The 25,798-nt window shown below is 32.9% G+C and carries 26 protein-coding genes; 23 read left to right on the top strand and 3 right to left on the bottom strand.

Going from position 1 to position 25,798, the window contains the following annotated elements; genetic code table 11:
- The first annotated feature begins 71 nt into the window (after window positions 1–71).
- The 11 genes from QMO72_RS11080 (at window position 72) to QMO72_RS11030 (ending at window position 11,174) form a co-directional block, all read left to right on the top strand.
- Window positions 72–1,301 (top strand): NupC/NupG family nucleoside CNT transporter, encoded by a 1,230-nt coding sequence (locus QMO72_RS11080; protein WP_046837101.1) that lies wholly within the window; start codon window positions 72–74, stop codon window positions 1,299–1,301.
- 508 nt (window positions 1,302–1,809) lie between these two features.
- Window positions 1,810–2,646 (top strand): YitT family protein, encoded by an 837-nt coding sequence (locus QMO72_RS11075; protein ID WP_103268121.1) that lies wholly within the window; start codon window positions 1,810–1,812, stop codon window positions 2,644–2,646.
- 341 nt (window positions 2,647–2,987) lie between these two features.
- On the top strand, window positions 2,988–3,791 hold the full coding sequence (locus tag QMO72_RS11070; RefSeq protein WP_103268120.1) for an ABC transporter ATP-binding protein: 804 nt from the start codon (window positions 2,988–2,990) through the stop codon (window positions 3,789–3,791).
- A 10-nt stretch (window positions 3,792–3,801) separates the two neighbouring features.
- Window positions 3,802–4,803 (top strand): FecCD family ABC transporter permease, encoded by a 1,002-nt coding sequence (locus QMO72_RS11065; RefSeq protein WP_046837104.1) that lies wholly within the window; start codon window positions 3,802–3,804, stop codon window positions 4,801–4,803.
- A complete protein-coding gene (locus QMO72_RS11060) occupies window positions 4,800–5,816 on the top strand; it encodes a FecCD family ABC transporter permease (RefSeq protein ID WP_103268119.1) in 1,017 nt (338 codons plus the stop codon). Before QMO72_RS11065 ends, QMO72_RS11060 begins: the two co-directional genes overlap by 4 nt.
- A 156-nt stretch (window positions 5,817–5,972) precedes the next feature.
- On the top strand, window positions 5,973–6,938 hold the full coding sequence (gene dhaK / locus QMO72_RS11055; protein ID WP_103268118.1) for a dihydroxyacetone kinase subunit DhaK: 966 nt from the start codon (window positions 5,973–5,975) through the stop codon (window positions 6,936–6,938).
- Between the two features lie 33 nt (window positions 6,939–6,971).
- Window positions 6,972–7,547: a dihydroxyacetone kinase subunit DhaL gene (dhaL, locus tag QMO72_RS11050; protein ID WP_103268117.1), complete on the top strand. Its 576-nt coding sequence runs from the start codon at window positions 6,972–6,974 to the stop codon at window positions 7,545–7,547.
- A gap of 2 nt (window positions 7,548–7,549) precedes the next feature.
- Window positions 7,550–7,912: a dihydroxyacetone kinase phosphoryl donor subunit DhaM gene (gene dhaM, locus QMO72_RS11045; RefSeq protein WP_103268116.1), complete on the top strand. Its 363-nt coding sequence runs from the start codon at window positions 7,550–7,552 to the stop codon at window positions 7,910–7,912.
- A 199-nt stretch (window positions 7,913–8,111) separates the two neighbouring features.
- On the top strand, window positions 8,112–8,612 hold the full coding sequence (locus tag QMO72_RS11040) for a hypothetical protein (RefSeq protein ID WP_069823517.1): 501 nt from the start codon (window positions 8,112–8,114) through the stop codon (window positions 8,610–8,612).
- 339 nt (window positions 8,613–8,951) lie between these two features.
- Window positions 8,952–10,019: a YkvI family membrane protein gene (locus QMO72_RS11035; RefSeq protein WP_069823518.1), complete on the top strand. Its 1,068-nt coding sequence runs from the start codon at window positions 8,952–8,954 to the stop codon at window positions 10,017–10,019.
- Window positions 10,020–10,142: 123 nt separating this feature from the next.
- Window positions 10,143–11,174 carry an alpha/beta hydrolase gene (locus QMO72_RS11030; protein ID WP_069823519.1) on the top strand — a complete coding sequence of 344 codons (1,032 nt, stop codon included), beginning with the start codon at window positions 10,143–10,145 and terminating at the stop codon, window positions 11,172–11,174.
- A gap of 114 nt (window positions 11,175–11,288) precedes the next feature.
- On the opposite strand, the gene QMO72_RS11025 is transcribed toward QMO72_RS11030, so the two are convergent.
- A complete protein-coding gene (locus QMO72_RS11025; RefSeq protein WP_103268115.1) occupies window positions 11,289–11,795 on the bottom strand; it encodes a GNAT family N-acetyltransferase in 507 nt (168 codons plus the stop codon).
- A 120-nt stretch (window positions 11,796–11,915) separates the two neighbouring features.
- On the opposite strand from QMO72_RS11025, the gene QMO72_RS11020 reads away from it, so the two are divergent.
- The 5 genes from QMO72_RS11020 (at window position 11,916) to QMO72_RS11000 (ending at window position 16,708) form a co-directional block, all read left to right on the top strand.
- Window positions 11,916–12,833 (top strand): NAD-dependent epimerase/dehydratase family protein, encoded by a 918-nt coding sequence (locus QMO72_RS11020; RefSeq protein WP_103268114.1) that lies wholly within the window; start codon window positions 11,916–11,918, stop codon window positions 12,831–12,833.
- Between the two features lie 14 nt (window positions 12,834–12,847).
- Entirely contained in the window at window positions 12,848–13,528 is a 681-nt protein-coding gene (locus QMO72_RS11015; RefSeq protein ID WP_103268113.1) for a response regulator transcription factor, read from the top strand.
- Window positions 13,515–14,537, top strand: a complete 1,023-nt coding sequence (locus tag QMO72_RS11010) for a sensor histidine kinase (protein ID WP_103268112.1) — start codon at window positions 13,515–13,517, stop codon at window positions 14,535–14,537. The genes QMO72_RS11015 and QMO72_RS11010 overlap by 14 nt, the downstream gene beginning before the upstream one ends.
- A 532-nt stretch (window positions 14,538–15,069) precedes the next feature.
- The gene (locus tag QMO72_RS11005) at window positions 15,070–15,687 is read left to right on the top strand and encodes a DUF47 domain-containing protein (RefSeq protein ID WP_069823523.1); all 618 of its coding nucleotides are present in this window, start codon (window positions 15,070–15,072) and stop codon (window positions 15,685–15,687) included.
- 13 nt (window positions 15,688–15,700) lie between these two features.
- Entirely contained in the window at window positions 15,701–16,708 is a 1,008-nt protein-coding gene (locus QMO72_RS11000) for an inorganic phosphate transporter (protein ID WP_046837117.1), read from the top strand.
- 447 nt (window positions 16,709–17,155) lie between these two features.
- Here QMO72_RS11000 and QMO72_RS10995 read toward each other — a convergent pair whose 3' ends face one another.
- Window positions 17,156–17,965, bottom strand: coding sequence for a LysM peptidoglycan-binding domain-containing protein (locus QMO72_RS10995; protein WP_069823524.1), 810 nt, complete (start codon window positions 17,963–17,965; stop codon window positions 17,156–17,158).
- A gap of 439 nt (window positions 17,966–18,404) precedes the next feature.
- On the opposite strand from QMO72_RS10995, the gene QMO72_RS10990 reads away from it, so the two are divergent.
- From QMO72_RS10990 to QMO72_RS10975, 4 genes are all read left to right on the top strand, one after another.
- A complete protein-coding gene (locus QMO72_RS10990) occupies window positions 18,405–19,058 on the top strand; it encodes a Bax inhibitor-1/YccA family protein (RefSeq protein WP_069823525.1) in 654 nt (217 codons plus the stop codon).
- A gap of 429 nt (window positions 19,059–19,487) precedes the next feature.
- On the top strand, window positions 19,488–19,835 hold the full coding sequence (locus QMO72_RS10985) for a transcriptional regulator, SarA/Rot family (RefSeq protein ID WP_103268111.1): 348 nt from the start codon (window positions 19,488–19,490) through the stop codon (window positions 19,833–19,835).
- A gap of 218 nt (window positions 19,836–20,053) precedes the next feature.
- Window positions 20,054–20,770, top strand: a complete 717-nt coding sequence (locus QMO72_RS10980) for a YebC/PmpR family DNA-binding transcriptional regulator (protein WP_069823527.1) — start codon at window positions 20,054–20,056, stop codon at window positions 20,768–20,770.
- Window position 20,771: 1 nt separating this feature from the next.
- Window positions 20,772–21,278: a cupin domain-containing protein gene (locus tag QMO72_RS10975; RefSeq protein ID WP_103268110.1), complete on the top strand. Its 507-nt coding sequence runs from the start codon at window positions 20,772–20,774 to the stop codon at window positions 21,276–21,278.
- A gap of 73 nt (window positions 21,279–21,351) precedes the next feature.
- Here the strand turns inward: QMO72_RS10975 and QMO72_RS10970 are convergent, their stop codons facing one another.
- The gene (locus tag QMO72_RS10970; protein ID WP_103268109.1) at window positions 21,352–22,464 is read right to left on the bottom strand and encodes a 5-methyltetrahydropteroyltriglutamate--homocysteine S-methyltransferase; all 1,113 of its coding nucleotides are present in this window, start codon (window positions 22,462–22,464) and stop codon (window positions 21,352–21,354) included.
- A 213-nt stretch (window positions 22,465–22,677) separates the two neighbouring features.
- Here QMO72_RS10970 and QMO72_RS10965 point away from each other — a divergent pair, with 213 nt between their 5' ends.
- The 3 genes from QMO72_RS10965 to QMO72_RS10955 all read left to right on the top strand — a co-directional run bounded on the left by QMO72_RS10965 (window position 22,678) and on the right by QMO72_RS10955 (window position 25,798).
- Complete coding sequence (locus tag QMO72_RS10965) at window positions 22,678–23,436, top strand: ribonuclease FAU-1 family protein (protein WP_286093190.1); 759 nt, start codon at window positions 22,678–22,680, stop codon at window positions 23,434–23,436.
- A 206-nt stretch (window positions 23,437–23,642) separates the two neighbouring features.
- Window positions 23,643–24,503, top strand: coding sequence for a LysR family transcriptional regulator (locus QMO72_RS10960; RefSeq protein ID WP_069823531.1), 861 nt, complete (start codon window positions 23,643–23,645; stop codon window positions 24,501–24,503).
- Between the two features lie 83 nt (window positions 24,504–24,586).
- Window positions 24,587–25,798 (top strand): sugar efflux transporter, encoded by a 1,212-nt coding sequence (locus tag QMO72_RS10955; protein WP_103268108.1) that lies wholly within the window; start codon window positions 24,587–24,589, stop codon window positions 25,796–25,798.

Raw genomic sequence — 25,798 nt, 5'->3', positions numbered from 1 at the left:
ATACATAACGACGAATTATTTTCAAAAATTCTTTGCTGTCCTTGATATAAAATAGAAATGGTGGGTGTATTATGTTTTTAGTAATTAACATAATTGGTTTATTTGTGTTCTTAGGGATTGCCGTATTGTTTTCTAGAAATAGAAAAAACATACAGTGGACATCTATTGGAATACTTGTCATTTTAAACTTATGTTTAGCGTGGTTCTTAATTTATTTTCCTTGGGGGAAAAGCGGCGTACAAGGATTAGCGAACGGCATTTCTTGGATGATTGATTCTGCACACGCAGGTACTGGATTTGCGTTTGCAAGTTGGGTTAAACCTGGTGCAATGGATATGGCAGTAAGCGCGTTATTTCCAATACTATTAGTGGTGCCATTATTTGATATTTTGATGTATTTAAATATATTACCTAAAGTTATAGGCGGTATTGGTTGGGTTCTAGCAAAGATTACACGCCAACCTAAATTTGAATCATTCTTTGGTATTGAAATGATGTTCTTAGGGAATACAGAAGCGTTAGCAGTATCTAATGAACAGCTGAAACGTATGAAAGAAACTCGTGTATTAACTGTAGCCATGATGTCTATGAGTTCTGTATCAGGTGCTATTGTAGGTGCATATGTTTCTATGGTTCCTGGAGATTTGGTGTTGACTGCGATTCCATTAAATATTATCAATGCAATTATCATAACTTCGATATTAAATCCTGTTACATTAAAGGAAAAAGAAGATATTATTTACAGTATTCAAAATAATGAAGTAGAGCGTCAGCCGTTCTTCTCATTCTTGGGAGACTCAGTATTAAATGCAGGTAAATTAATTTTAATTATTGTTGCATTTGTTATTAGTTTTGTTGCATTGTCTGATTTAATCGATCGAATCATTAACTTAATTACAAGTATTGCAGCTGGTTGGATAGGAATCAAAGGAAGCTTTGGTTTAGATCAAATCTTAGGTGTATTCATGTATCCATTTGCTTTATTGCTAGGTTTACCGTGGGATGAAGCGTGGATAGTTGCTCAACAAATGGCTAAGAAAATCGTTACCAACGAATTTGTAGTAATGGGGCAAATTAAAGATGTAATTGATTCATATTCACCTCATAGACGTGCAGTACTGACGACATTCTTAATTTCATTCGCAAACTTCTCTACAATAGGTATGATTGTTGGAACGTTAAAAGGCATAGTTGATAAAAAAACTTCGGACTTCGTATCTCAATATGTTCCAATGTTATTGTTATCAGGTATTCTTGTATCATTAATGACAGCCGGTTTTGTAGGGTTATTTGCTTGGTAACTAGAAATAATAGAATTATAAAGAACTGGTGTGGGACCTTAATGAGGTTCTACATCAGTTTTTTTATTGCACTGAATGTGTATGTTATATATTTAAATGAATTTTTTAAAGACAAAATAAAATAAAGCCAAGTGAATGAAGTGAGGAGACACATTCATCATTACTTGGCTTTTACGGGAAATGAATTAATTGTATATTAGTAGTAAGGACTAGGTACTATTAATATACTCGAGCAAAAATTGTTTTGTTTGTTACTATAAACAACACAAAGGAGATGGCTTCTTATTGGCTATCAATAAGAAGATAAATTTTATTATAGCAAAGTAGCACGTATAAGTAAATCGAAAATTCAGAATTTTTAAAAATTAAGTATGTGTTGCTAATTAAGGGTCAATACAATCAATTTTATAGAAAAAATGGAACATTATTTATTCATAATGATGTTGTGGTATGTGTTGATATTTGCTAACATTCAATTGATTGAACCAAATATAAGGGGGTTGTGTGGGTGAATAAAACAGCGCGTGATTTAATATTAATTGTTTTCGGATCGTTTGTATTCTCAGCAGGCGTAAATACATTTATTATATCTGCTGATTTAGGTGAAGGAGGCGTGACTGGTCTAGCAATTGTACTTTACTATGCCTTTCACATTTCTCCAAGTATCACTAACTTCGTATTAAATGCCGTACTTATTGCTTTAGGCTATAAGTTTTTGAGTAAGCGAAGTATGTATTTAACAATTGTTGCCACTATATTAATATCAGTATTTCTAGAACTGACTGAAAGTTGGCATATTGAAACTGGAAATTTACTAGTCAATGCAGTTTTTGGTGGCTCGTGTGTTGGCCTAGGAATTGGCGTTATCGTACTAGCAGGTGGTACAACTGCAGGTACTACGATCTTAGCGAAGATAGCTAATAAGTATTTAGATGTCAGCACGCCGTATGCTTTATTGTTCTTTGATTTAATTGTAGTAGCGATTTCTTTAACAGTGATACCTATTGCCAGTGCCTTAGTTACAGTAATCTCATTATATATTGGCACAAAAGTAATGGATTATGTTATTGAAGGTTTAAATACGAAAAAAGCAATGACCATCATTTCAAGTAAACCTGATGAAATTGCAAAAGTTATTGATGAACAAGTTGGACGCGGGCTTACTATACTCAACGGTAGAGGCTATTTTTCAAAACAAGATAAAGATATACTTTATGTTGTTATTACAAAGACGCAAGTCACAAAGGCCAAACGGTTAATTAGAAAAATAGATGACGACGCCTTTTTAGTTATTCATGATGTACGCGATGTATATGGTAATGGTTTTTTAATAGATGAACATTAATTTAATTACAATGTACAATCAATGTGCGATGCCTTGTCTTTTGGTCTGTTACCAAGAAACAAGGCTTTTTTAAATAAAATAATCTTTGTCATCATCATATCATCATCCCACAACTCAAAAATAAAATTCACCATAGTTTCCTACTGGGCATAGTAGCTATAATTAATAATTACAGTAATAATATTTGATAGTCAATATTAGTAAAAAATGATATAATGACACCTGTGATAATGATTATCATTTACAAAAATTAATTAAAAATAAAATAAATATATTGTCGTAAATTATAGAAGGAAATTATAGATAAAGAATTATGCTTATTATAAGGAAGAAGGGAACTTATGAACCGTTTATTAGGAGAGCAAGTTACTATAGGTTATGGAGATAATGTCATTGTAGATCATTTAGATATTCATATCCCAGATGGGAAGATCACTTCAATAATTGGGCCTAACGGTTGTGGGAAATCAACGTTATTAAAAGCATTGTCGCGTTTATTGCCAATTAAAGATGGTCAAATAAAATTAGATGGTGAAAGTTTGCATGCGCAATCTACAAAAGATGTAGCTAAAAAAATTGCAATCTTACCTCAATCTCCTGAGGTTGCAGATGGACTGACAGTCGGAGAATTAGTTTCATATGGTCGTTTTCCACATCAAAAAGGTTTCGGTCGGTTGTCTGCTGAAGACAAAAAGGAAATCGATTGGGCTATGACTGTTACGGGAACTTATGATTTTAAACATCGCCCAATTAATGATTTAAGTGGAGGACAACGTCAAAGAGTATGGATTGCTATGGCACTAGCACAACGCACAGATATCATTTTCTTAGATGAGCCTACTACGTATTTAGATATTTCTCATCAATTGGAAATTTTAGAATTAATTACGCAGCTAAATCGTGAACAAGATTGTACAATTATTATGGTGTTACATGATATCAATCAAGCGGTACGTTTCTCAGATCACTTAATTACTATGAAAGATGGGGATATCGTTGCGCATGGAGATACTGAAGCAGTTTTAACTAAAGAAAATTTAGAAAAAGTATTCAACATTGATGTTGAAATTAGCACGGATCCTAGAACGGGAAAACCTATGTTAGTGACGTATGATTTATGTAGAAAGAGCTATACAGAGGTTTAGGAGTTAATTTATGATGACAAAGAGAAAAGGGAAACTAAACTTTACGACAACACTACTTGTGAGTGTTGTCTTATTATTAATTGCACTTACTGTGTCTATTTTATTGGGTGATGCCAAGATTCATATAACTACAATCTTTGATGCGGTATTCAATTATGATTCTAAAAACCAACAGCACAATATTATTAGTGAAATCAGAATACCCAGAGATATAGGTGCAATATTAGTAGGTGTTGCATTGGCTACCTCAGGAGCTGTGATTCAAGGTGTTACTAAAAATGGATTAGCAGATCCAAGTTTAATTGGCTTGAACTCTGGAGCTTCATTTATGCTCGCACTCACTTTTGCACTTTACCCTTCTGCGCCTTTTTTAGTACTGATGTTTGCTGGTTTTATAGGCGCGTTGTTAGGTGGTTTTATCGTATTAATGATAGGAAAGTCAAGAAGTGATGGTTTTAATCCTATGCGCATAATTCTTGCTGGTGCAGCAGTCAGTGCGTTATTAACTGCATTAAGCCAAGGTGTCGCACTTTTATTTAGATTAAATCAAAGTCTTACTTTTTGGAGTGCTGGCGGTGTTTCTGGTACGACGTGGGGTCAACTAATTTGGGCCGCCCCATTTATTATTATTTCACTAGTTGTACTTATTATTATGAGTAAACAATTAACCATATTGAATTTAGGTGAAACTCTAGCAAGAGGGTTAGGGCAAAACGTAGCTTTCACTAGAGGCATTACATTGGTCTTATCTATGGTACTTGCTGGTATAGCAGTCGCTATGGTTGGACAAATTGCGTTCGTTGGACTCATGGTTCCACATATCGTACGTTATTTAGTAGGTACAGATTACGCACGTGTTGTTCCATTAACAGCTGTTGTCGGTGGTTTGTTAATGCTTGTGGCAGATACTGTTGCGCGCATGTTAGGCGAAGCACCAGTGGGAGCAATCATTTCATTTATAGGCGTACCTTACTTCTTATATTTAGTTAAAAGAGGAGGTCGCTTCTCATGATAAATCCAAAACTTAGGTATAAACAATGGATAACAATGGTTATTTTATGTGTACTCGTCTTGCTTGCTTGTGCATGGAGTATGACCTCAGGGGAATATAAAATGTCGATAGGTACTTTCTTTAAGACGTTGGTAGGTCAAGGAGCATATACAGATACACTTATTTTGATGGAATTTAGGCTGCCACGTATGATAATTACTATTTTGGCAGGCGCAGCACTAGCTATGAGTGGTGCTGTGATACAAAGTGTTACAAGGAATCCATTAGCAGAACCAGGGATTTTAGGAATCAATGCAGGTAGTGGTTTTGTTATAGCATTATTTATCGTTGTTGGACAAGTCAATGCGGATAACTTTGTGTATATCCTGCCTTTTGTAAGTATGGTTGGGGGCATATTAACAGCATTGATAATCTTTTCTTTTAGTTATAATAAAGGGGAAGGTATTACACCTGCGAGTATGGTACTTGTGGGTGTAGGTATGGCTGCAGCACTGAGTGGTGGTTCACTGACTTTAATGTCCAAATTTGATGAAGACCAATCTGAATTTATTGCCTCGTGGTTTGCAGGTAATATATGGGGAGATGAATGGGCATTTGTTATAGCGTTCTTACCATGGGTTATTATTTTAATTCCATTCTTATTGTTTAAATCCAATGTGCTCAATTTATTAAATACACATCAATATATTGCCCAAGGTGTAGGCGTGAAAATAGGAAAAGAACGTATTGTCCTTCTCTTGGTGGCAGTGATTTTATCGTCAGCAGCTGTATCAGTTGCTGGTGCAATAGGATTCATTGGTTTGATGGGGCCGCATATCGCTAAATCTATTGTTGGTCCAAGACATCAATTGTTTTTACCTATATCCATATTGATAGGTGCGTTTTTATTAGTATTAGCAGATACGATTGGTAAAGTTATTTTACAACCTTCTGGCGTGCCGGCAGGAATCGTAGTTGCGATTATTGGTGCACCTTATTTCTTATATTTGATGTATAAAACGAAATCTGTATAAATGAGTGATAATGAGGATGTATACCATGAAAGTGGTGTACATCCTTTTATTGTACCTTGTAAATGAATATTAAATAGATTTCTTTCTTAGTGTTAGCGTTTACATTTGTGAGTGGGGTATAATGTAAGAGAACAATGATAACAGGAGGTTAACCTTATGAAAAAGTTAATTAAAGAAAAGACATCTTTCTTAACTGATATGTTAGAAGGACTTTCAAAAGTGAATGCTCAAATTGAAGTCATTGCAGATACTGTTGTTGTAAGAAAAGAAAAGAAAAAACAAGGTGTCGCTATTGTGTCTGGAGGCGGGAGCGGGCATGAGCCGGCACACGCTGGATACGTGGCGGATGGCATGTTAGATGCTGCTGTATGCGGGGAAGTCTTTACATCACCCACACCTGATAAAATACTAAGCGCAATTAAAGCTGTAGATAATGGGGATGGCGTGCTACTCGTAGTGAAAAACTATGCCGGTGACGTTATGAATTTTGAAATGGCACAAGAGATGGCAGAAATGGAAGATATTCAAGTGGCCACAGTTATTGTTAAAGATGATATTGCAGTGAGTGATGAAGATAAAAGGAGAGGGGTTGCAGGAACTGTCTTAGTGCACAAGTATGCTGGATATTTGGCCGGTCAAGGGGAGCCCTTAGATAATATAAAAGAGAAGGTAGAACAATTTATACCTAACATTAAAACGATTGGAATGGCAATAACTGCACCAATGGTACCTACTACAGGACAATATGGCTTTGATATTGAGCGTGATGAAATGGAGATTGGCGTCGGTATTCATGGTGAAAAAGGATTGTCTAGAGAAAAAATATTGCCAGTAGATCAAATTGTAGAACGATTAATTTCGGAATTAATGAAAGAAGTTGAAGCGAAGCAGCTTATAGTTATGGTCAATGGAATGGGGGCTACGCCGTTATCAGAATTGAATATAGTAACGAAATATGTAAACGATAACTTGAAGCAACGAGATATTGAAGTCAAACATTGGTTGGTTGGAGATTATATGACTGCGCTTGATATGCAAGGTTTTTCATTAACTTTTATACCATATAACGAAGCTGTATTAACGGCACTGTCAGAACCCACTGAAAGTTCGTACTTTAATTAAGACATATAACTTTGTGAAAAGGAGCGAATAAATATGAATGTTGCCGAATTGAAAGATAGATTACTTAATTTAGTAGAAATATTTGAAGAAAAAGAAGATTTATTGACTGAATTAGATCGTGCGATTGGTGATGGCGATCACGGGGTAAATATGGTTAGAGGATTTAAAGCACTGCCAGATAATATTGATGATAGTTCTATGCAGAGTTTGTTAAAGTCTACAGGTATGACATTAATGTCAAATATTGGTGGTGCTTCAGGACCATTATACGGATTTAGCTTTGTTAAGATGTCTCAAGTAGCAGAAGATGACATTAACGATAGCAACTTAAAAACGATATTAAATACTTTTGCGGAGGCCATTGCTCAAAGAGGAAAAGTAGAGTTAAATGAAAAAACGATGTACGACGTAATTAAGCGTGCAAGTGAAGCGGCAGAAAATGATGAAAAGTTAACGGAAGAAGTTTTACAATCGTATGCAGATTTAACGAAAGATATAGAAGCAACTAAAGGAAGAGCTTCCTACTTTAAAGAGGCATCTATAGGTCATATTGACCCAGGCGCACAAAGTAGTGTTTATATTTTAAACGCATTGATTGGAGATGAATAATTATGACGACAATTGTAATTGTTAGCCATAGTAAAGATATCGCAAATGGAACAAAAGATTTATTGAATCAAATGGCAAATGGAGTGCCTGTGATTGCACAAGGTGGTGTCGAAGGTAACATCGGTACTTCATATGATCACATTCAAACTTTAGTCAATGAGTTAGATGACGATGCACTTTGTTTTTACGATATTGGTTCGGCAGAGATGAATTTAGATTTGGCTATTGAAATGTACACGGGAAATTATCAAATAGAAAAAGTGGATGCCCCAATTGTCGAAGGCAGTTTTACAGCAGCGGTAAAATTATCTGTTGGTGGTTCGATTGAAGATGCTATTGCAGATTTAAATAAAACCTTTGGTTAATACTGAGCAGTATATACGGGTAAATCGTTTGGAATAGGTGATTTTAGTTCTAGCTCATTTAAGGTAGTGTTCTTGTAACTAGTGATCAAACTTCAGTTAATATAGTGAAGAGCTTCTTTTTTAAATGAATAAATAGTTATATTATGGTAAAATAGAAGCTAACTATTATAGAAATCTGGAGACTTAGGAGGACATTGCCATGAAAGAGTTAATTAAAAAGCATGTCTTAAACGGCGAATTTGAGTCAGTTAAACGTTTGATGTCCGAAGCAGATTTTATGGAATTTGAAGAAGCTTATATTTCTAGTGCACATGAAGTAGAAAGTATCATGTTTTATACATGTATCTTAGATATGATGAAAATGGAAGAGACGGCAGAAATGCATGATTTAGCTTTTCTATTATTAGTTTATCCGCTTAGTGAACTACAAGGGGCTTTAGATTCTGCTTTTTATCATGCAGAGTCATCCATAAAACTTACTGATGGCAAAGAAGTGAAAAGTTTATTACAAATGTTATTGTTACACGCAATTCCCGAACCAGTTATTTCTGATAAAAAAGCATTCGATGTTTCTCGTCAAATACTTAAATTAGATCCGTCTAATAGCGTTGCGCGTAACGTACTTAAAGAAACTGCTAAACGTATGGACAATGTAGTGGTAGATTTCAATGAACTTAATCGATTTAAAAATGCACATTAATGTACGATATACTTTAATTGAAAGATTAGTATTGGACTTTGACGTGATGAATAAAAACCGGAGAACTCACTTAAATATATGAGTTCTCTGGTTTTTTATTTAAAAAACCTTGCATAGTTGTTGTTAAATTTTTCTAAAGTAAAAATTAAATTAAAAAAATCGAATTATGATTATTAAAGTATAATCAAAAAGACATTGTATAACCAAAGGTTTTTTAAATTTAAATTGGTAAGTAGTGTATTGAATTTTTTTTGTAATTTTATATTTTACTATGTTGCAAAATATATTCTATGAGTTATAATAACTCAATGTGTTAACAATGAGGAGGTTTTTTAGTAGATGGGGCTGAATAAAGAAGCTATAAAAATTGGTTTTGCTTATGTTGGCATCGTTGTAGGTGCTGGTTTTTCTACTGGTCAGGAAGTCATGCAATTCTTTACACCATTTGGTTTATGGTCTTACATAGGTGTTCTACTTTCTGGTTTGATTTTAGGGTTTATTGGAAGACAAGTTGCTAAAATAGGAACAGCATTTGATGCACAAAATCATGAATCAACATTAGATTACTTATTTGGTGGTGCATTTAGTAAAATTATAGATTATTTACTAATCTTTTTCTTATTTGGTATCTCGGTGACAATGATTGCTGGTGCTGGTGCAACATTTGAAGAAAGTTTTAGTGTACCAACTTGGTTGGGCGCCTTAATTATGGTAATTGCAATATATATCACGTTATTGATGGATTTTAATAAAATTGTCCGTGCATTAGGTGTGGTGACGCCATTTTTAATTATTTTGGTAGTAACCATCGCAGTATATTATTTGTTTAATGGAAGCATTTCATTCGATAAAGTAAACCAAACAATGCCAGAAACGAGTATTTGGAAAGGTATTATGTATGGTATTAATTATGGTGGTTTAGCATTTGCAGTTGGTTTTAGTACAATAGTTGCAATAGGTGGAGACGCTTCTAAACGTAAAGTTGCGGGTTCAGGTGCATTATTTGGTGGTGTTGTTTATACTGTTTTACTTGCACTGATCAATTTTGCATTACAAGCAGAATATCCAAAAATTAAAGATGTCTCTATTCCAACGTTAACTTTAGCGAATAATATCACTCCATGGTTAGGGTTAGTATTATCAATCATCATGTTGGCGGTAATGTACAATACAATTCTTGGACTCATGTATTCATTTGCAGCAAGGTTTACAGAGCCATATAGTAAAAAATATCATATATTGATAGTTGTTATGTCATTAGTAGCATATGGTTTAAGTTTTGTCGGTTTCGCTGGCCTAATTAATTTCTTATATCCAATTATGGGTGTGATAGGATTAATTGTAGTTGTTGCAGTACTTATTAAATATTATTTTAGAAAGAGTCAGAATAAAAAGCATATTGCTTAATTAAATAGATCTCAGCCACTTAAAAAAGTAGGCTGGGGTTTTGTTTATATAACGATAGTATTTACATTTACTACAGTGTCATTATAAATTATGTTACAATGCATCCGAAAGGAAAGGTAAGGCATGAAGAAAAAACACAAATGGACCATTATTACGCTTTTTATATTTGTAATTGTTGCAGTTGTTACTGCAGTGTTGTTGAAACAGCAATTTGATCGACAACATGCACAAGAAGTAAGAGAAAAGGTGCAAATCAATAATAAAAATGTAAATGCATTTACAAATATTACTTATAGTAAAGGGCTACCCAATAGTAGACTAGATATATTAACACCGACTGAATTAGAAAGAGATAACAAATTACCTGTTATCTTTTGGATGCATGGTGGTGGCTATATCGCTGGCGATAAACAATATAAAAACCCATTACTCTCAAAAATTGCTGAACAAGGATATATAGTGGTAAATGTAAACTATGCCCTTGCGCCTGACAATAAATACCCAACTCAATTAAATCAGATTGATCGAGCAGTACAGTTTATTAAAAAGAATCAGCATGAATTACCTATTGATTTTAATCAGGTTGTGTTTGGTGGAGATTCGGCCGGAGCACAATTGTCTAGCCAATATACAGCAATACAAACCAACAAAGCTTTACGAGATGATATGAAGTTTAAACAACAGTTTAAACCAAATCAAATTAAAGCGGCTATTTTTTATGGTGGTTTTTATGATATGAAGACAGTGAAAGCTACAGAATTTCCTAGAATACAGCTTTTTATGGAAAGTTATACAGGTCAGCGAGATTGGGAACAACAATTTAAATATATAAGTGAAATGTCTACAATAAATCAGGTTACAAAAGATTATCCTCCTACATTTTTATCGGTGGGCGATGCTGATCCATTTTATAGTCAAAACATAGCATTTTATAAGAAGTTAAAATCTAAAGATGTGCCTACTGATAAATTATTTTATGATGGTTCGCACCAATTGAGGCATCAGTATCAATTTCATATGAATAAGCCAGAGTCACAACAAAATATGAAAGATACATTGAGATTCTTAAGTAGAAATACAAGTGCTTCAGGTGTAGAAACAGAATTAAAATCTGGAGAATCAAATCCAAATGGCATCGAATTAAATCCGTATTAAAAAATAAAAAACTTAATAATAAAAGCCAAATAACAATATTGTTATTTGGCTTTTATTGCTTTTATTATTAGAATAATAATAAAGAAACGTTTACTTCATGATCTAAGAGGTAGATTATAATAATAATTTAGATAAAACATATTTGTTGTAATAGCGACCATCAATATAAAGTTTATCTCTTAACTCGCCTTCTAGTTGGTACCCTGCAGATTTAAATAAGTCGACGGCAGTTGCATTTTCCGGTACTACTGAGACTTCGATACGACGGATTTCATGATTTAAACACCATGCTTCTATAGAATTAATTAGCGCTTGTCCCAATCCTTTTTCTCTGTAGTGTTTAATTACACCCATTGAAAAGTTGGCTTCGTGACGTGCACGTTCTAAATTTTCTGTAGTAACAGTCGCAAAACCAACAAGCTCGTTATTGTTTTCAGCTACGTAAATGGCATTGGAAGACGATGTTATGAAATGTTCCAAATGAGATATGGCATCTGTAGTAGATGGTGCATATTCACCAGGATTATATATCAAATAGTCAGATTCATCATAAATTGTAGTTAATAATTTTATGAAAGCATCTATATCATTGATACTAATTTCTCGAATTTGATGAACCATAAGTGTCCACTCCTCATTTCTAATTTGCTAATGCTCAATTATAGTATAACTTAACATCATTAGCATGATTTTACTAGACAATAATAAAATTGAGGTAAACTAATATCAGGAGGTAAGGCTATGAAACCTAATATTTTATTGGCAGGTGTAACAGGATATATTGGAAAGCATCTTATCCAATTTATCAATTCAGAGGCGAATCTATTTACAATGTCTAAATACCCAAAAGAAGATGATTTTAAAGATATAACATGGTTAAAGAAAGACATTTTTAATTACAATGACGTGTTAGAATCAATGGAAACGATGGATATAGCTATTTTCTATTTAGATCCTACGAAACATTCAGCCAAACTCACTCAAGCTACTGCTAGAGATATGAACCTTATTGCTGCAGACAACTTTGGGCGCGCTGCTGCTAAACAAGGTGTGAGTAAAATGATTTACATCAGTGGCGGGCGATTTGATGATGAAACGGTACAGCGCTTATCTGCGTATGGTGTGTCAGTAGAAAAAACAGAAACGAAAGTACCACGTCCGCATGTGGCTGTAGAACTTCAAGTTTCAAAATATGATGATGTACGTAGTGCGTTAAGTATGCAACTACCAATGAATTGGTCACTTAACCAAATGGTAGACTATTACATGAGTTGGTTAAATGAAACAAATGGCACATTGTTACATACTTACAGGGACGATAATAATTATATGATATATATTAAAGATAAAAGTAAGCCATTACTTGTGTTGCACAAGGCGTATACAGAAGAAAATATGATTACATTACATCTAGTGGGTGGTACCTTAGTTAAACCCAATTTAAAGAAACAAGGTAAATTAGAATTTCGAAAATTACAAGGTACACAAACAGTTATCGTTCATTTGTATGACTATATACCTAAATTAATATGGCCTATATATTATTTAATTCAATCGCCATTTCAAGGTTTAATGATGAGAGGTTTTGAAATAGATTGTCGTATTAAACATTTTAATGGGCGTATTCAGTCAGGTGAAGATATAAAATACACAAAATAAAAAGAGGTGGAATTGTGAATATTTTATTAGTAGAGGATGATATGTCATTATTTAAGGAATTAAGTGAAGAACTTGAACAATGGGATTTTCAAGTTAATGGTATCGATGATTTTAATGACGTATTGACGCCATTTAAAGAAGTGAATCCTGCTATTGTAATTATGGATGTCAAATTACCTAAATACGATGGTTTCTATTGGACTCGAAAAATAAGAGAAATTTCCAATACACCGATTTTGTTTTTATCATCTCGAGATAATCCTATGGATCAAGTAATGAGCATGGAATTGGGTGCAGATGACTATGTACAAAAGCCTTTTAATACTAGTGTACTTATAGCTAAACTTCAAGCTGTCTATAGAAGAGTGTATCAATTTAGTATAGAAGAAAAACGGGTGTTATCTTGGTTAGATGCAACACTTGATTTGTCTAAAGATAGTATAACTAAAGCGGATAATGTAATTTATTTATCTAAAACTGAAATGATTATTTTAGAAATGTTAGTGAAAAAGCAAGGTGAGATTGTAACGAGAGACACATTAATTACAGCGTTATGGGATGATGAAGCCTTCGTGAGCGATAATACACTTACAGTTAACGTGAATCGTTTAAGAAAAAAATTGGCAGATATTGATATGAAAGATGCAATTGAAACGAAGATAGGTAAAGGATACATGGCGCATGACACATTTTAAATGGATCTTTAAGTTTATCCATTCACGTATAAATTGGATATTGTGGCTAATTGCATTACATCTTATAGTTTTAGGTATAGCATATATTGATGTTGATATAAGTGTGAACAGTATTTTATATATCATAGTATTAAATCTAGGATTATCAGTTGTTTTTCTGATGTTTACTTATATTAAAGAAATAAGGTTTTATTTACATTTGGAAAATAATATAGAACCCGAAGCACTTAAACATAAAGCATTAGCTGATACACCGTTTCAAAAGGAAGTTGTCGATTATTTATATCAAAAAATTACAGACCCAAAAATGGTGGTCACTGAGCAAAAAAAACAAATTCGTTCAACTGAAGTTTCGCTCACTGATTTTGTACATGATATTAAAACACCGGTGACAGCTTTAAAATTAATGATTGAAAAAGAACAAGATATAGAAAGAAGACGTGCACTTCTTTTTGAATGGTCACGCATTAACGATATGCTAGACAGACAACTCTATTTAACAAAGTTAGAGTCACGAAATAATGATGTGTTTTTTGAATATGTCGATTTGAAAAGATTAGTTATAGAAGAGATACAAATCACACGATATATTAGTCAGGCTAAAGGTATTGATTACGATCTTAATTTTGAAAATGATTATAATGTATATACAGATAGTAAATGGTCACGCATGATGATTAGGCAAATATTATCTAATGCTATTAAATATAGTAACGAAGGGACAATTCATATTCAAAGCTTTAAGGATCATAATCATGTGACATTAGTTATTAAAGATGAAGGTAGGGGGATAAGTAAGAAAGACTTACCGAGAATTTATGATAAAGGGTTTACCTCTACGGGATTTCGAAATGAGACCACGTCTTCGGGCATCGGCTTATATCTTGTAAATAATGTTAAGGATAGTTTGGGCATACGGGTAGATATTACTTCTCAGGAGCTAGAAGGAACAGAAGTTAAATTTATGTTTCCTAATCAAAACGAAATAATAGAAAGATTATCGCAATAACTTTGGAAGTCATTTTATATTCCAAAGTTTTTTTATGTACTAATGTTATGACTTTAGCATAGTAGAAAAATAAGCAATTACAATAATATAAGCAGCGATGAAATTACTAGTTGAATCACTATAACAAATATGCAATTATATGTAGTGTGATATTGTTTTATAATAGAAATGGAAATGCGTACAATTTGATATTGAACATAAATTAAGATTTATAAATCACTAGGTTTACCAAGTGTAAAAACACATAATTGTTATATTTACAGAAATGTAATGTTAAGAATTTGTAAATTTAATTGTGGGATTGTAAATTTTGTGCTATTTTCAATTAAGGACAAATCGACATTTTGTGAGATTTTTTAAAACTATACGAGCAAAAACTCATTAATATACATATAACAAACAAACATATTGATTAATAAAATGATGAGTGAATTGTAAATCTTACCAATCTTAGTTTGTCTGAAAGGATTTTAATTTTTTAAATTTATTGAAGGTGATTGGAAACAGTCGCTGTAAATGGAGGATTTTTTGGATGTTTAACAAGAAAAAAGATAAGTTCATGGTGCAACTTGAGGAAATGGTCTTTAACTTAGACCGAGCAGCAATTGAATTTGGTAAAATGGATTTTAATAGTCACTTAGATCTTAAAGCATATTCAGACAACATTAAAACGTATGAATCACATGGTGACGAATTGATGCATCAAGTCATTTCAGATTTAAATCAAACTTTTATCACACCAATTGAACGTGAGGATATCCTCTCTTTATGTAACGCAATTGACGATGTTTTAGATGCAATGGAAGAAACATCAGCAATGTTTGAAATGTACTCTATTGAATACACAGATGAATATATGGCTGAATTTGTCGACAACATTCAAAAAGCTATTGCAGAAATGAAACTAGCTGTTGGATTACTTGTTGATAAAAAATTATCACACATGCGCATTCATTCAATTAATATTAAAGAATTCGAAACAAATTGTGATGGTATTTTACGTCAGTCTATCAAACATATTTTTAATAGTGAGACAGATCCAATCACACTTATTAAAATTAAAGAGATATATGAAAGTATGGAAGAAATCGCTGATAAATGTCAGGCTGTAGCAAATAACTTTGAAACTATAATTATGAAAAATAGCTAAGGAGTCCTAACTTATGGAATATATTTTGATCATCACAGTAGCTATCGTAATTTTTTCACTTGTATTTGACTTTATCAATGGTTTCCATGATACAGCCAATGCTGTTGCTACTGCTGTTTCAACGCGTGCTTTAACTCCTAGAACTGCTATTCTATTAGCAGCAGTTATGAACTTTATTGGTGCATTAACTTTTACTGGGGTTGCAGGTACAATTACAAAAGATATTGTAGACCCATTTAAATTAGAGAATGGGCTAGTTGTAGTATTAGCTGCAATTATTTCAGCAATTTTATGGAATTTACTTACTTGGTTTTATGGCATACCAAGTTCATCTTCTCATGCGTTGATTGGTTCAATCGCAGGAGCAGCTATAGCGTCACAAGGTTCATTTGCCGTACTACATTATCAAGGATTTGCAAAAATCATTATCGTATTACTTGTTTCACCAATTATTGCTTTTGGTGTAGGGTTCATTATTTACTCTATTGTAAAAGTCGTATTTAAAAATGCTAATTTGACGAAAGCTAATCGTAATTTTAGATTTTTCCAAATTTTCACAGCATCATTACAATCATTTTCACATGGTACCAACGATGCTCAAAAATCAATGGGAATCATTACGCTAGCTTTAATCGTGGCTGGTGTGCAAACAGGATCAAGTGTAGAACCACAACTATGGGTTAAAGTTGCTTGTGCGACTGCAATGGGCTTAGGTACTGCAGTTGGTGGTTGGAAAATTATTAAAACTGTTGGTGGAAACATTATGAAAATTCGTCCAGCTAATGGAGCTGCAGCAGATTTATCATCTGCATTAACAATTTTTGTAGCTTCATCATTACATTTCCCACTATCAACGACACATGTTGTATCTTCATCTATCTTAGGTGTTGGTTCATCTAACCGTATTAAAGGTGTGAAATGGAACACAGCACAACGAATGATTATAACTTGGGTAATTACATTACCTATTTCTGCAGTATTAGCAGCAGTTATATTTTATATTATGAATATTTTCCTTTAATTTTAAACTTCAATTAAAATAATAGATATTAATATATAGTAGTTTTCACATGAGATGAGAGCTACATTGAAAAATAAGCAATAACCATTTTAGGTTATTGCTTATTTTTTATGATATTAAATACAATGCGAGGAATAAAAAACATTTCTATAAGTGAGCTGTAGAGTATTATTGTGAGCGAATACAAAATGAAAGGATTAACCTCAACAGAAAGTATATATACATCTTGATGAAAGCTGTTACGGCCATACAGAGGTGACATATAGATAATCATATTTGAAATTGACGAATTATAACTATGATAATAGAAATATATGGAATTTTTGTCGTTGAATGTATGTCAATTAAAAAACCGATAAATCTTCGCGAGTGAGTTAAACTCACATTAGAAAATTTATCGGTGAACTATGTCGTTATGGAGATGATCCATAAATGATTTAATTTGAACTAGTGTATATAATTATAGCTTGAAACTTCTGAAGCAGGAATAGTACGATAATCTACTGTACCTGGAGGTGTATTGTAATTCATTTCTGAAATTAAAATACTTCCATCAGGATTCACTTGTTCTACATATGCAACGTGACCTACAGCGCCTGAATATGTTTGTAAGATTGATCCAGCGCTTGGCGTATTATTAACAGTATAACCATCAGCAGCAGCATTGTTTGCCCAATGGTCAGCGTTCCACCAATATGTACTAATCGGTTGGCCAGTCTCAGCTCTACGATTAAATACGTGCCATGTACATTGTCCCCAATCGTATAAGTTTTGGTCACTAGCTGTTGAAGCAGTGTTTGTGTTAGTTGTTTGTGTAGTGCTACCACCAGAGCCACCTGCGCCTGTAGTACCAGGAATAGTTAGTGTTTGGTTAGGTTGTATAATATAACCATTTAAGTTATTTGCCGAAACGAGTTCATCTACAGTAACACCATAATTATTAGCGATTATATTTAATGATTCTCCAGACTTAACCGTGTGTGTAGTGCCACCAGATGATTGTGAAGTAGTATTTGAACTTGAGCCTTCTTGTGATGCACTTCCACCAATTTCAATAACTTGTCCCGGAAATACAATATTATTATTGATATTGTTGTTTTGTTTGATCTCTTCTACGGATACACCGTATTGTTGTGAGATAGTCCAAAGTGACTCACCAGATTTTACCGTGTGCTGAGTTGAAGCATCGGCTTCATGATTAGCGATAAATGCCGCTGCACCTGAAGCAGCTGTAACTGCAAATGCTAACTTTTTCAAAAGAACTCCTCCTCTGATTCCTATTATATTTAACGCCCGATTAAGTAATCAAATAGATTTTTAAGATTTTTAATCTAAATTCACGTTTCATACTAACAAAAAAGCATTGCTTTGTGTTTGTTGTTATAGAGTTGTAATATTATTAACATTTAAAATTAAATCACAATATATTGGTTGAATACCCTCACCATGCAGTTTGGAAAGCATCGTATCCCTATAATTAATCCTATCACTTTAACATTCTGTAATATTTCTTTTGACTATTTTTGCAACTTATAGTTAAATTTGGTAATGATAACTTCAAAATGATGTTTGCAATATAAGGAATGAGTGAAAATATAAATATTACAGCAATTGAATGAGTGAACGATATTAACTTTGCCTCAGAAATGTTATATTGGCTACAAAAGTAATGATAGATAATTAAGGAGTGGGACAATTGGCTGAATCAGCACAACGCACACATCAGCAACAGTCTAAAAATAAATCTAAGTCACATGCTTATGGTAAAGTTTGGCTGTTTTTTGTATATTACTGGATTATTTTTGGCATAGGTTGTTACTTTGGACAATACCTACCTATGGAGTGGAGAAAACCATTATCATTTGTATTACTCGGGCTGGTACTTATTACGGTTATCTCAAATCGAGCACGTAAATATGGGCTCGTGATTTCCCATATATATGCAATAGTAGTCGGTTTATTATCATATGCGACCTTCACAATATATTTGCAAAATCTAGGGCCAGAAGTATTCTATAAAAATATTATATTAGCTATTGCGGCATTTATAGCTTTTGGTATTATTGGCTATTTCTTAATTGGAAATGCTTCTAGTATGGGAAAATATTTATTTGTAACATTGATTGCTTTAATTGTTGCGAGTCTTATAGGGATGTTTATCCAAAATCCAATTTTCCATACAATTATTACCGTAGTCGGTTTATTACTCTTTCTTCTATACACATTATATGATTTTAATCGTATGAAACGAGGGCAATTTTCGCCACGAGAAATGGGCTTTAATTTATTTATCAACCTATTACACATCATAAAGTACGTATTAAACTTAGCAAATCGATTCAAAAAGTAACTTCACGCAAAATGTTTATGTTTGATAGGTTATAGATATTATATTGGATGACCCTAAAAATTAGTTTTTAACACACTTTAAGTATATTTTGAGTGTGTTTTTTTATTGGAAATCATTATTTCAAATTAAATATAATAATATGACGTTTAAAGGGTATGAGTATAAGGATTGAATCGCTTAGCAGATATAGATTAATGTCATAAAATATGAAAATTATCATTACAATCGATAAATTGACACCATAAATGGAATATAATACTATGCATATTAGTGTTCTATTGAGAATAGGAACAATATCGATCTAAGTAAAGCATATAAATAAGTATTTAATACCATACATGAGTGAATGCCAAATGATATTAAAACAGAATATATAGAATAATGATTATCTGATAGTTGGATAATTCATAATTATTGGAGGTATAAAGCGTGAAGGAAGAAAAGAAAGCATACTATTTAAATGTCTATAAAAAATACAATAGTTTAATGCACTATATCGATGCAACTTATAAATTAACTATGAATGATATAGCGGTATTAGAACTCATTCAGAAACATTGTAGTGAACAAAAAATGCTGTTACAGCCATTCTTAAAAATAGTTATAGACGAGTTAGAGTTAAGTCGAACGAAAGTTCTCGCTTCTATTAGACGATTAATTGACCAAGGAAGAGTAAATAAAGTGCGTTCATCAGAAGACGAACGCAAAGTATATCTTTTAATGAATAACGCAAATATCAAAAAATATAATGCATTGTTAGAAGATATTGAAATGTAAGCAACATAGATTAAAAGGGTCGTTTGGATAAATAATAAAATATTTAAAATAAAAAATAAATTAGCAAAAACGTGTTACTTTATTTTCTGAATTTATCATCCATAATGTGATGTTCAGTTTAAGAACGATATGTGCATCCGTCTATGTTATATTAATAAAATATTGTATAATATATCTTGTTAGTAAATTAGTAGTTATCGAGAAAGCGAGATGAAATTATGGGACGTAAGTGGAATAATATTAAAGAAAAAAAGGCCCAAAAAGATAAAAATACAAGTCGCATTTATGCAAAATTTGGCAAAGAAATATATGTAGCAGCTAAATCAGGTGAACCCGACCCTGAATCTAATCAAGCGCTACGTTTAACGTTAGAACGTGCTAAAACATATGCAGTTCCTAATCATATTATAGATAGAGCGATTGAAAAAGCAAAAGGCGCGGGAGAAGAAAATTATGATGAATTAAGATATGAAGGATTTGGGCCAAATGGTGCAATGATTATCGTAGATGCGCTTACAAATAATGTTAATAGAACAGCATCAGATGTACGTTCTGCTTTTGGTAAAAATGGCGGTAATATGGGCGTTTCTGGTTCTGTTGCTTATATGTTTGACCATACAGCCGTATTTGGTATTGAAGGTAAAAGTGTAGATGATACATTAGAAGCATTGATGGAAAAAGATGTCGATGTTCGCGATGTCGTTGATGACAATGGTTTGACGATTGTATATGCAGAACCAGATCAATTTGCGCAAGTCCAAGATGCTTTACGTGAGATTGGTATTGAAGAATTTAAAGTAGCTGAATTTGAGATGTTACCACAATCTGATATAGAATTATCTACAGAAGATCAAGAAACATTTGAAGGACTCGTTGATGCTTTAGAAGATTTAGAAGATGTTCAAAATGTCTTTCATAATGTGGATTTAAAATAAGATGAAGCAAGAAATACAAAATTGGATAAAACAATTACAGCTACTACCACACCCTGAAGGTGGTTACTATAGAGAAGTGATAAAAGGGACATATGATAGCACGTTACGACGTGAATCTTACTCAAGTATATATTTTCTCTTAACACATGATAATATATCGCATTTTCATCGTATCGATGCAGATGAAATTTGGTATTATCACGCTGGGCAATCTTTAACTGTTCATATGATAAACTCAGAAGGCACGTATCACCAAGTCACGATTGGCAAAGATTTAGAAAATGGCGATGTCTTACAATATGTTGTTCCAAAAGGGACGATTTTTGCATCATCAATTGAAGGTACAGACGGATACGCATTAGTAGGTTGTATGTGTCAGCCTGCATTTAAATTTGAAAACTTTGAGTTATATAGTAATGAATGGCTGAATAATCAATATCCAGAGCTTAAAGATATTAATGAAAAATATGCTTTGTCATTAGAAACAATCAATAAAAATAACAAATGAGCGTATTAGTAAAGCGAATGATACCTTCACTCAAATTGTGAAGGTATCATTCGCTTTTGCTATATATTCATTTTTACTTAGCTGTGCCAAAAACTTCATTTGCTATTTCTACTACATAAGCTAATTTTTGCCATTGTTCATCTTCAGTGAGTTTATTTCCTTCTTCAGTAGAGGCAAAACCACATTGTGGACTTAAACAAATTTGGTTTAAATCGATATAGTTTTGTGCTTCTTGAATACGTTTTAAAATACTTGATTTGTCTTCCAAGTCACCTGTTTTTGAAGTGAATAGTCCTAATACTGCTGCTGACTTATTTTTTGGGAAAAAGCGTAATGGTTCGAAATCACCAGAGCGTTCATCATCATATTCTAAGAAAAAACCACCCAACTTTTCTTTGAATAAATATGGCGCCACTGGTTCATAACCACCTGAGATAGCCCATGTAGATTTATAATTACCGCGACAAATATGAGTCGTAATTAGTAAGTCTTCAGGTAAATCTTGTACTGCGTCATTGATTACGCGATAAGCAAGTTGACGAGCAACTTCTTTTTCTTCTTCAGAACGATCACGACCGCGTGTCTTTTGAGAACCAGAAGTTAAGTTCGCCCAATATACATCATCAAGTTGAATATAGCGTGCACCTAATTCATAAAATTTGAGTAAACTTTCTCTATAAGCTTGAGAAACATCTGTAGCAAAATCTTCTATGTCAGGATAGATAGTTTCATTTAATATATCAGGGTGGAAAAGTTGGTTAGGACTTGGAATTGAAACTTTTGCTGTTGCACGTCCATCAACTTTGTTATGTAAAAATGAAAAGTGATCAAAATGAGGGTGGTTTGGATTAAAAGTAACTTTATCTATAACTTTAACATTGTAACTTCTAGTTTCAACGCCTGCGAATGATAAACCATGTTCAGGTTGATAACCTTCGACGCCATCTAAGTGTTCTAAAAAGTCAAAATGCCACCAACTTCTACGAAATTCACCATCGGTAATGCTATGTAAACCTATATCTAATTGTTTTTCTATGATACGTTCAATTTCTTCATCCTCGATTTTACTTAATGTTTCTTGAGTGATGACATTATTTTGATAATCTGTACGTGCATCTTTTAAGCGTTGTGGTCGTAATAAACTACCGACATGATCTGCTCTGAAAGGCCTCTGAATGACTGTCATGTTTAAATCTCCTTTAATTATAGAATTTTCTGAAAAATATATGTAAAATTTAACAGAATTCACTAGGATTGTCAATTTCGCTTTTACACTATGAAATATAGTACAATAATAATAAATAAATTTCGCGGCACAAAATTATGAGATGGTTAATATTAAGTATGGGATGACATGCAGAAATCAGTTTTATATAATAATGACAAGGAGTTGGTGGCAGTGAAAGTAAAATATATCGATAAGCGTCACTGGCGTCGCATCGTTGATAGAGAATATACCGAAGTAAAAGTGAATAATAACAAGTACAAAGGTATCATTGGATTAGTTACAATGAAAAAAGTGCGTGAACCATTAGAAGTAAATGTTGTAGGTCAGAATATTATCGTTGCAGATGACAATTATCAGTGGTTACAAATTTTACCTGAGAAGAAGCGTTATAGTATCACAGTGATGCTAGATGATAAAGGAAATCCGTTAGAGTACTACTTTGATATAAATATTAAGAATGTTACGCAAAAAGGACATGCGCGTACCATAGATTTATGCTTAGACGTGCTTGTCTTACCTAATGGAGAATATGAGCTTGTGGATGAGGACGATTTACAACGTGCATTAGATCAAGGACAAATTACGAAAAAACAATATCATGAGGCGTATGTCATTGCACATCAATTAATGATTAAGATCGATACGGATTTTCCGACGATGCAAGAAAAAATTATGTATTGTTATTATAAAATTAAACAAAAAGCTAAATCTCAAAAACAAAATAAAGTGCAAAAGCATAAACACAAAGAACATAAACCTAAAGCTAAAGAGCATAAACCTAAAATGCACAGACCTAAAGAACCTAAGCCCACTGAAAACAAACACCAACAAGCAAATAAGCATGTGAAATCTGAGAATTATCATAAATCACAATATGGTAGTTATAAACCGGTAGAACCATCAAAGAATGAATCACACAAACATCAATAACTGAAACATCTGTTAAAGTAATGGTGTAGTGACATATTATCACATGAAGACTCGGTATATGTGTGGGCTTAATCGTGTTATAGTGAACACTATAACTGGATTTAAACATACCGTTTCATTTGTGTGAAATAAGTCAATTTTTTAAAGAAAAATATAAATCAATATGTGAATCAAAGAATGGTGCTTTTTAAATATAGGGGGATAATATGAAGATTGATGATTATCGCTTGTTAACTACTTTAGACGAAACGAAAACATTAAGAAAAGCAGCAGAAATATTATATATTTCTCAACCTGCAGTCACGCAACGTTTAAAAGCTATAGAGAATGCTTTTGGGGTAGATGTTTTTATACGTACGAAGAAACAATTGATTACAACTACAGAAGGTACTATGATTATTGAACATGCGAGAGATATGTTAAATAGAGAGCGTTTATTTTTAGATAAAATGCAGGCGCACATTGGTGAAGTGAATGGCACTATTTCTATAGGATGCTCTTCATTGATTGGACAAACATTGTTACCTGAAGTTTTAAATTTATATACGCGACAATTTCCTAATGTAGAAATTCAAGTACAAGTAGGTTCAAGCGAACAAATTAAAGCAAATCACAGAGATTATCATGTCATTATTATACGTGGTAATAAAATTATGAATTTAAGTAACACACATTTATTTAATGATGAACATTATTTCATTCATCCCAAAGATCGTAATGATGAGGTAGACAAAATGCCTTTTATTGAATTTCAAGCAGATCCTATCTATATCAATCAAATTAAAGAGTGGTATGGTAGCCAAATAGGGCAAGATTATAGAGCAATGATTACAGTTGACCAAGTAGCGACATGTAAAGAGATGCTGTTAAATGGTGTAGGTGTTACGATATTGCCTGAAATTATGATGAAGCGAATTAATCGCGAACAATTTGAGTTTAAACGTGTGAATATAGATGAAAAACCGCTCATTCGTTCGACATTTTTAAGTTATGATTCAAGCATGTTACAGTTACCTCAAGTGGATTCATTTATAAATTTAATGATGGAATATGTTGAAAAAGAGTAACAACAGTATAATTTTTTTGAAATACTGTGATTTAAAGTTGAATGGTAAGTAATACATAATTTATAAGAATAGAGGTCGACTCAATGTTTGGAGCATTATTACATATTAAAAATTATAAATTATTTGTTGTAAATATGATGCTTTTAGGAATGGGGATTGCAATAACAGTGCCATTCCTTATCTTATTTGCTACAAATGAATTAGGTATGACATCTTCACAATATGGTTTACTCCTCGGATTAGCGGCTATTACACAATTTATCATGAATACCATTGTTGCACGGTTTTCCGACACACATAATATTAATAGAAAAATCATTATCGTTGTAGCATTGTTTATGGGAGCACTAAGTTTTTCTATATATTTTTATATTCATGAAATTTGGATATTTATAGCGTTATATGCTATTTTCCAAGGTTGTTTTGCACCAGCAATGCCTCAAATGTATGCATCAGCGAGGGAGTCAATTAATGCTTCGGCTTCTAAAGACAGAGCAAAGTTTGCCAATGCAGTACTACGTTCAATGTTCTCTTTTGGATTCCTATTTGGTCCATTAATTGGTACGCTATTACTTAGCTTGAATGGATACTCAGGTTTGTTTGGTGGTACAATTACAATCATCTTATTCACCTTGTTATTACAGGTGTTTTTCTTTAAAGATATAAAGACGCCTAAAAAGAATGTCACTGACATTACTCATATTGAAAAGGCAGCGCCTAATATGTTGCGAGATAAAAAGTTATTCGTGCCATTTTTAGCATTTATTCTATTACATATTGGGCAATGGATGTACACCTTAAATATGCCATTATATGTTACGAAGTATTTGAAAGAACCAGAAGGTTTTGTAGGTGGTCTTGCAAGTCTTTGTGCTGGTCTTGAAGTACCATTTATGGTGTTGTTAGGCGTATTATCTGCCAAACTTACAACTAGAACTTTGTTAATATTAGGTGGACTTTTTGGTGGGTTGTTTTATTTTAGTATAGGTGTTTTTGATAGTCTAATTATGATGTTTGTAGGACAAGTCTTTTTAGCTATCTTTTTAGCTATCTTACTTGGCTTAGGCATCAGTTATTTTCAGGATATTCTTCCAGACTTCCCAGGCTATGCATCCACGCTATTTGCCAATGCAATGGTAATTGGTCAATTTTGTGGTAACTTGCTCGGTGGGTTTATGGGGCAATGGGTTGGTTTAGGTAATGTATTCTTTGTATCTTCAGCCGCCATTTTCATAGGAATGATATTAATATATTTCACAAAAGATCAAAAATTTACTGAAGAAAGTATGGTGTAG

Origin of the sequence: Staphylococcus casei (assembly GCF_030294405.1) — a bacterium.
GTDB lineage: Bacteria > Bacillota > Bacilli > Staphylococcales > Staphylococcaceae > Staphylococcus > Staphylococcus succinus.
This window is presented reverse-complemented; position numbering and strand designations above follow the sequence as displayed.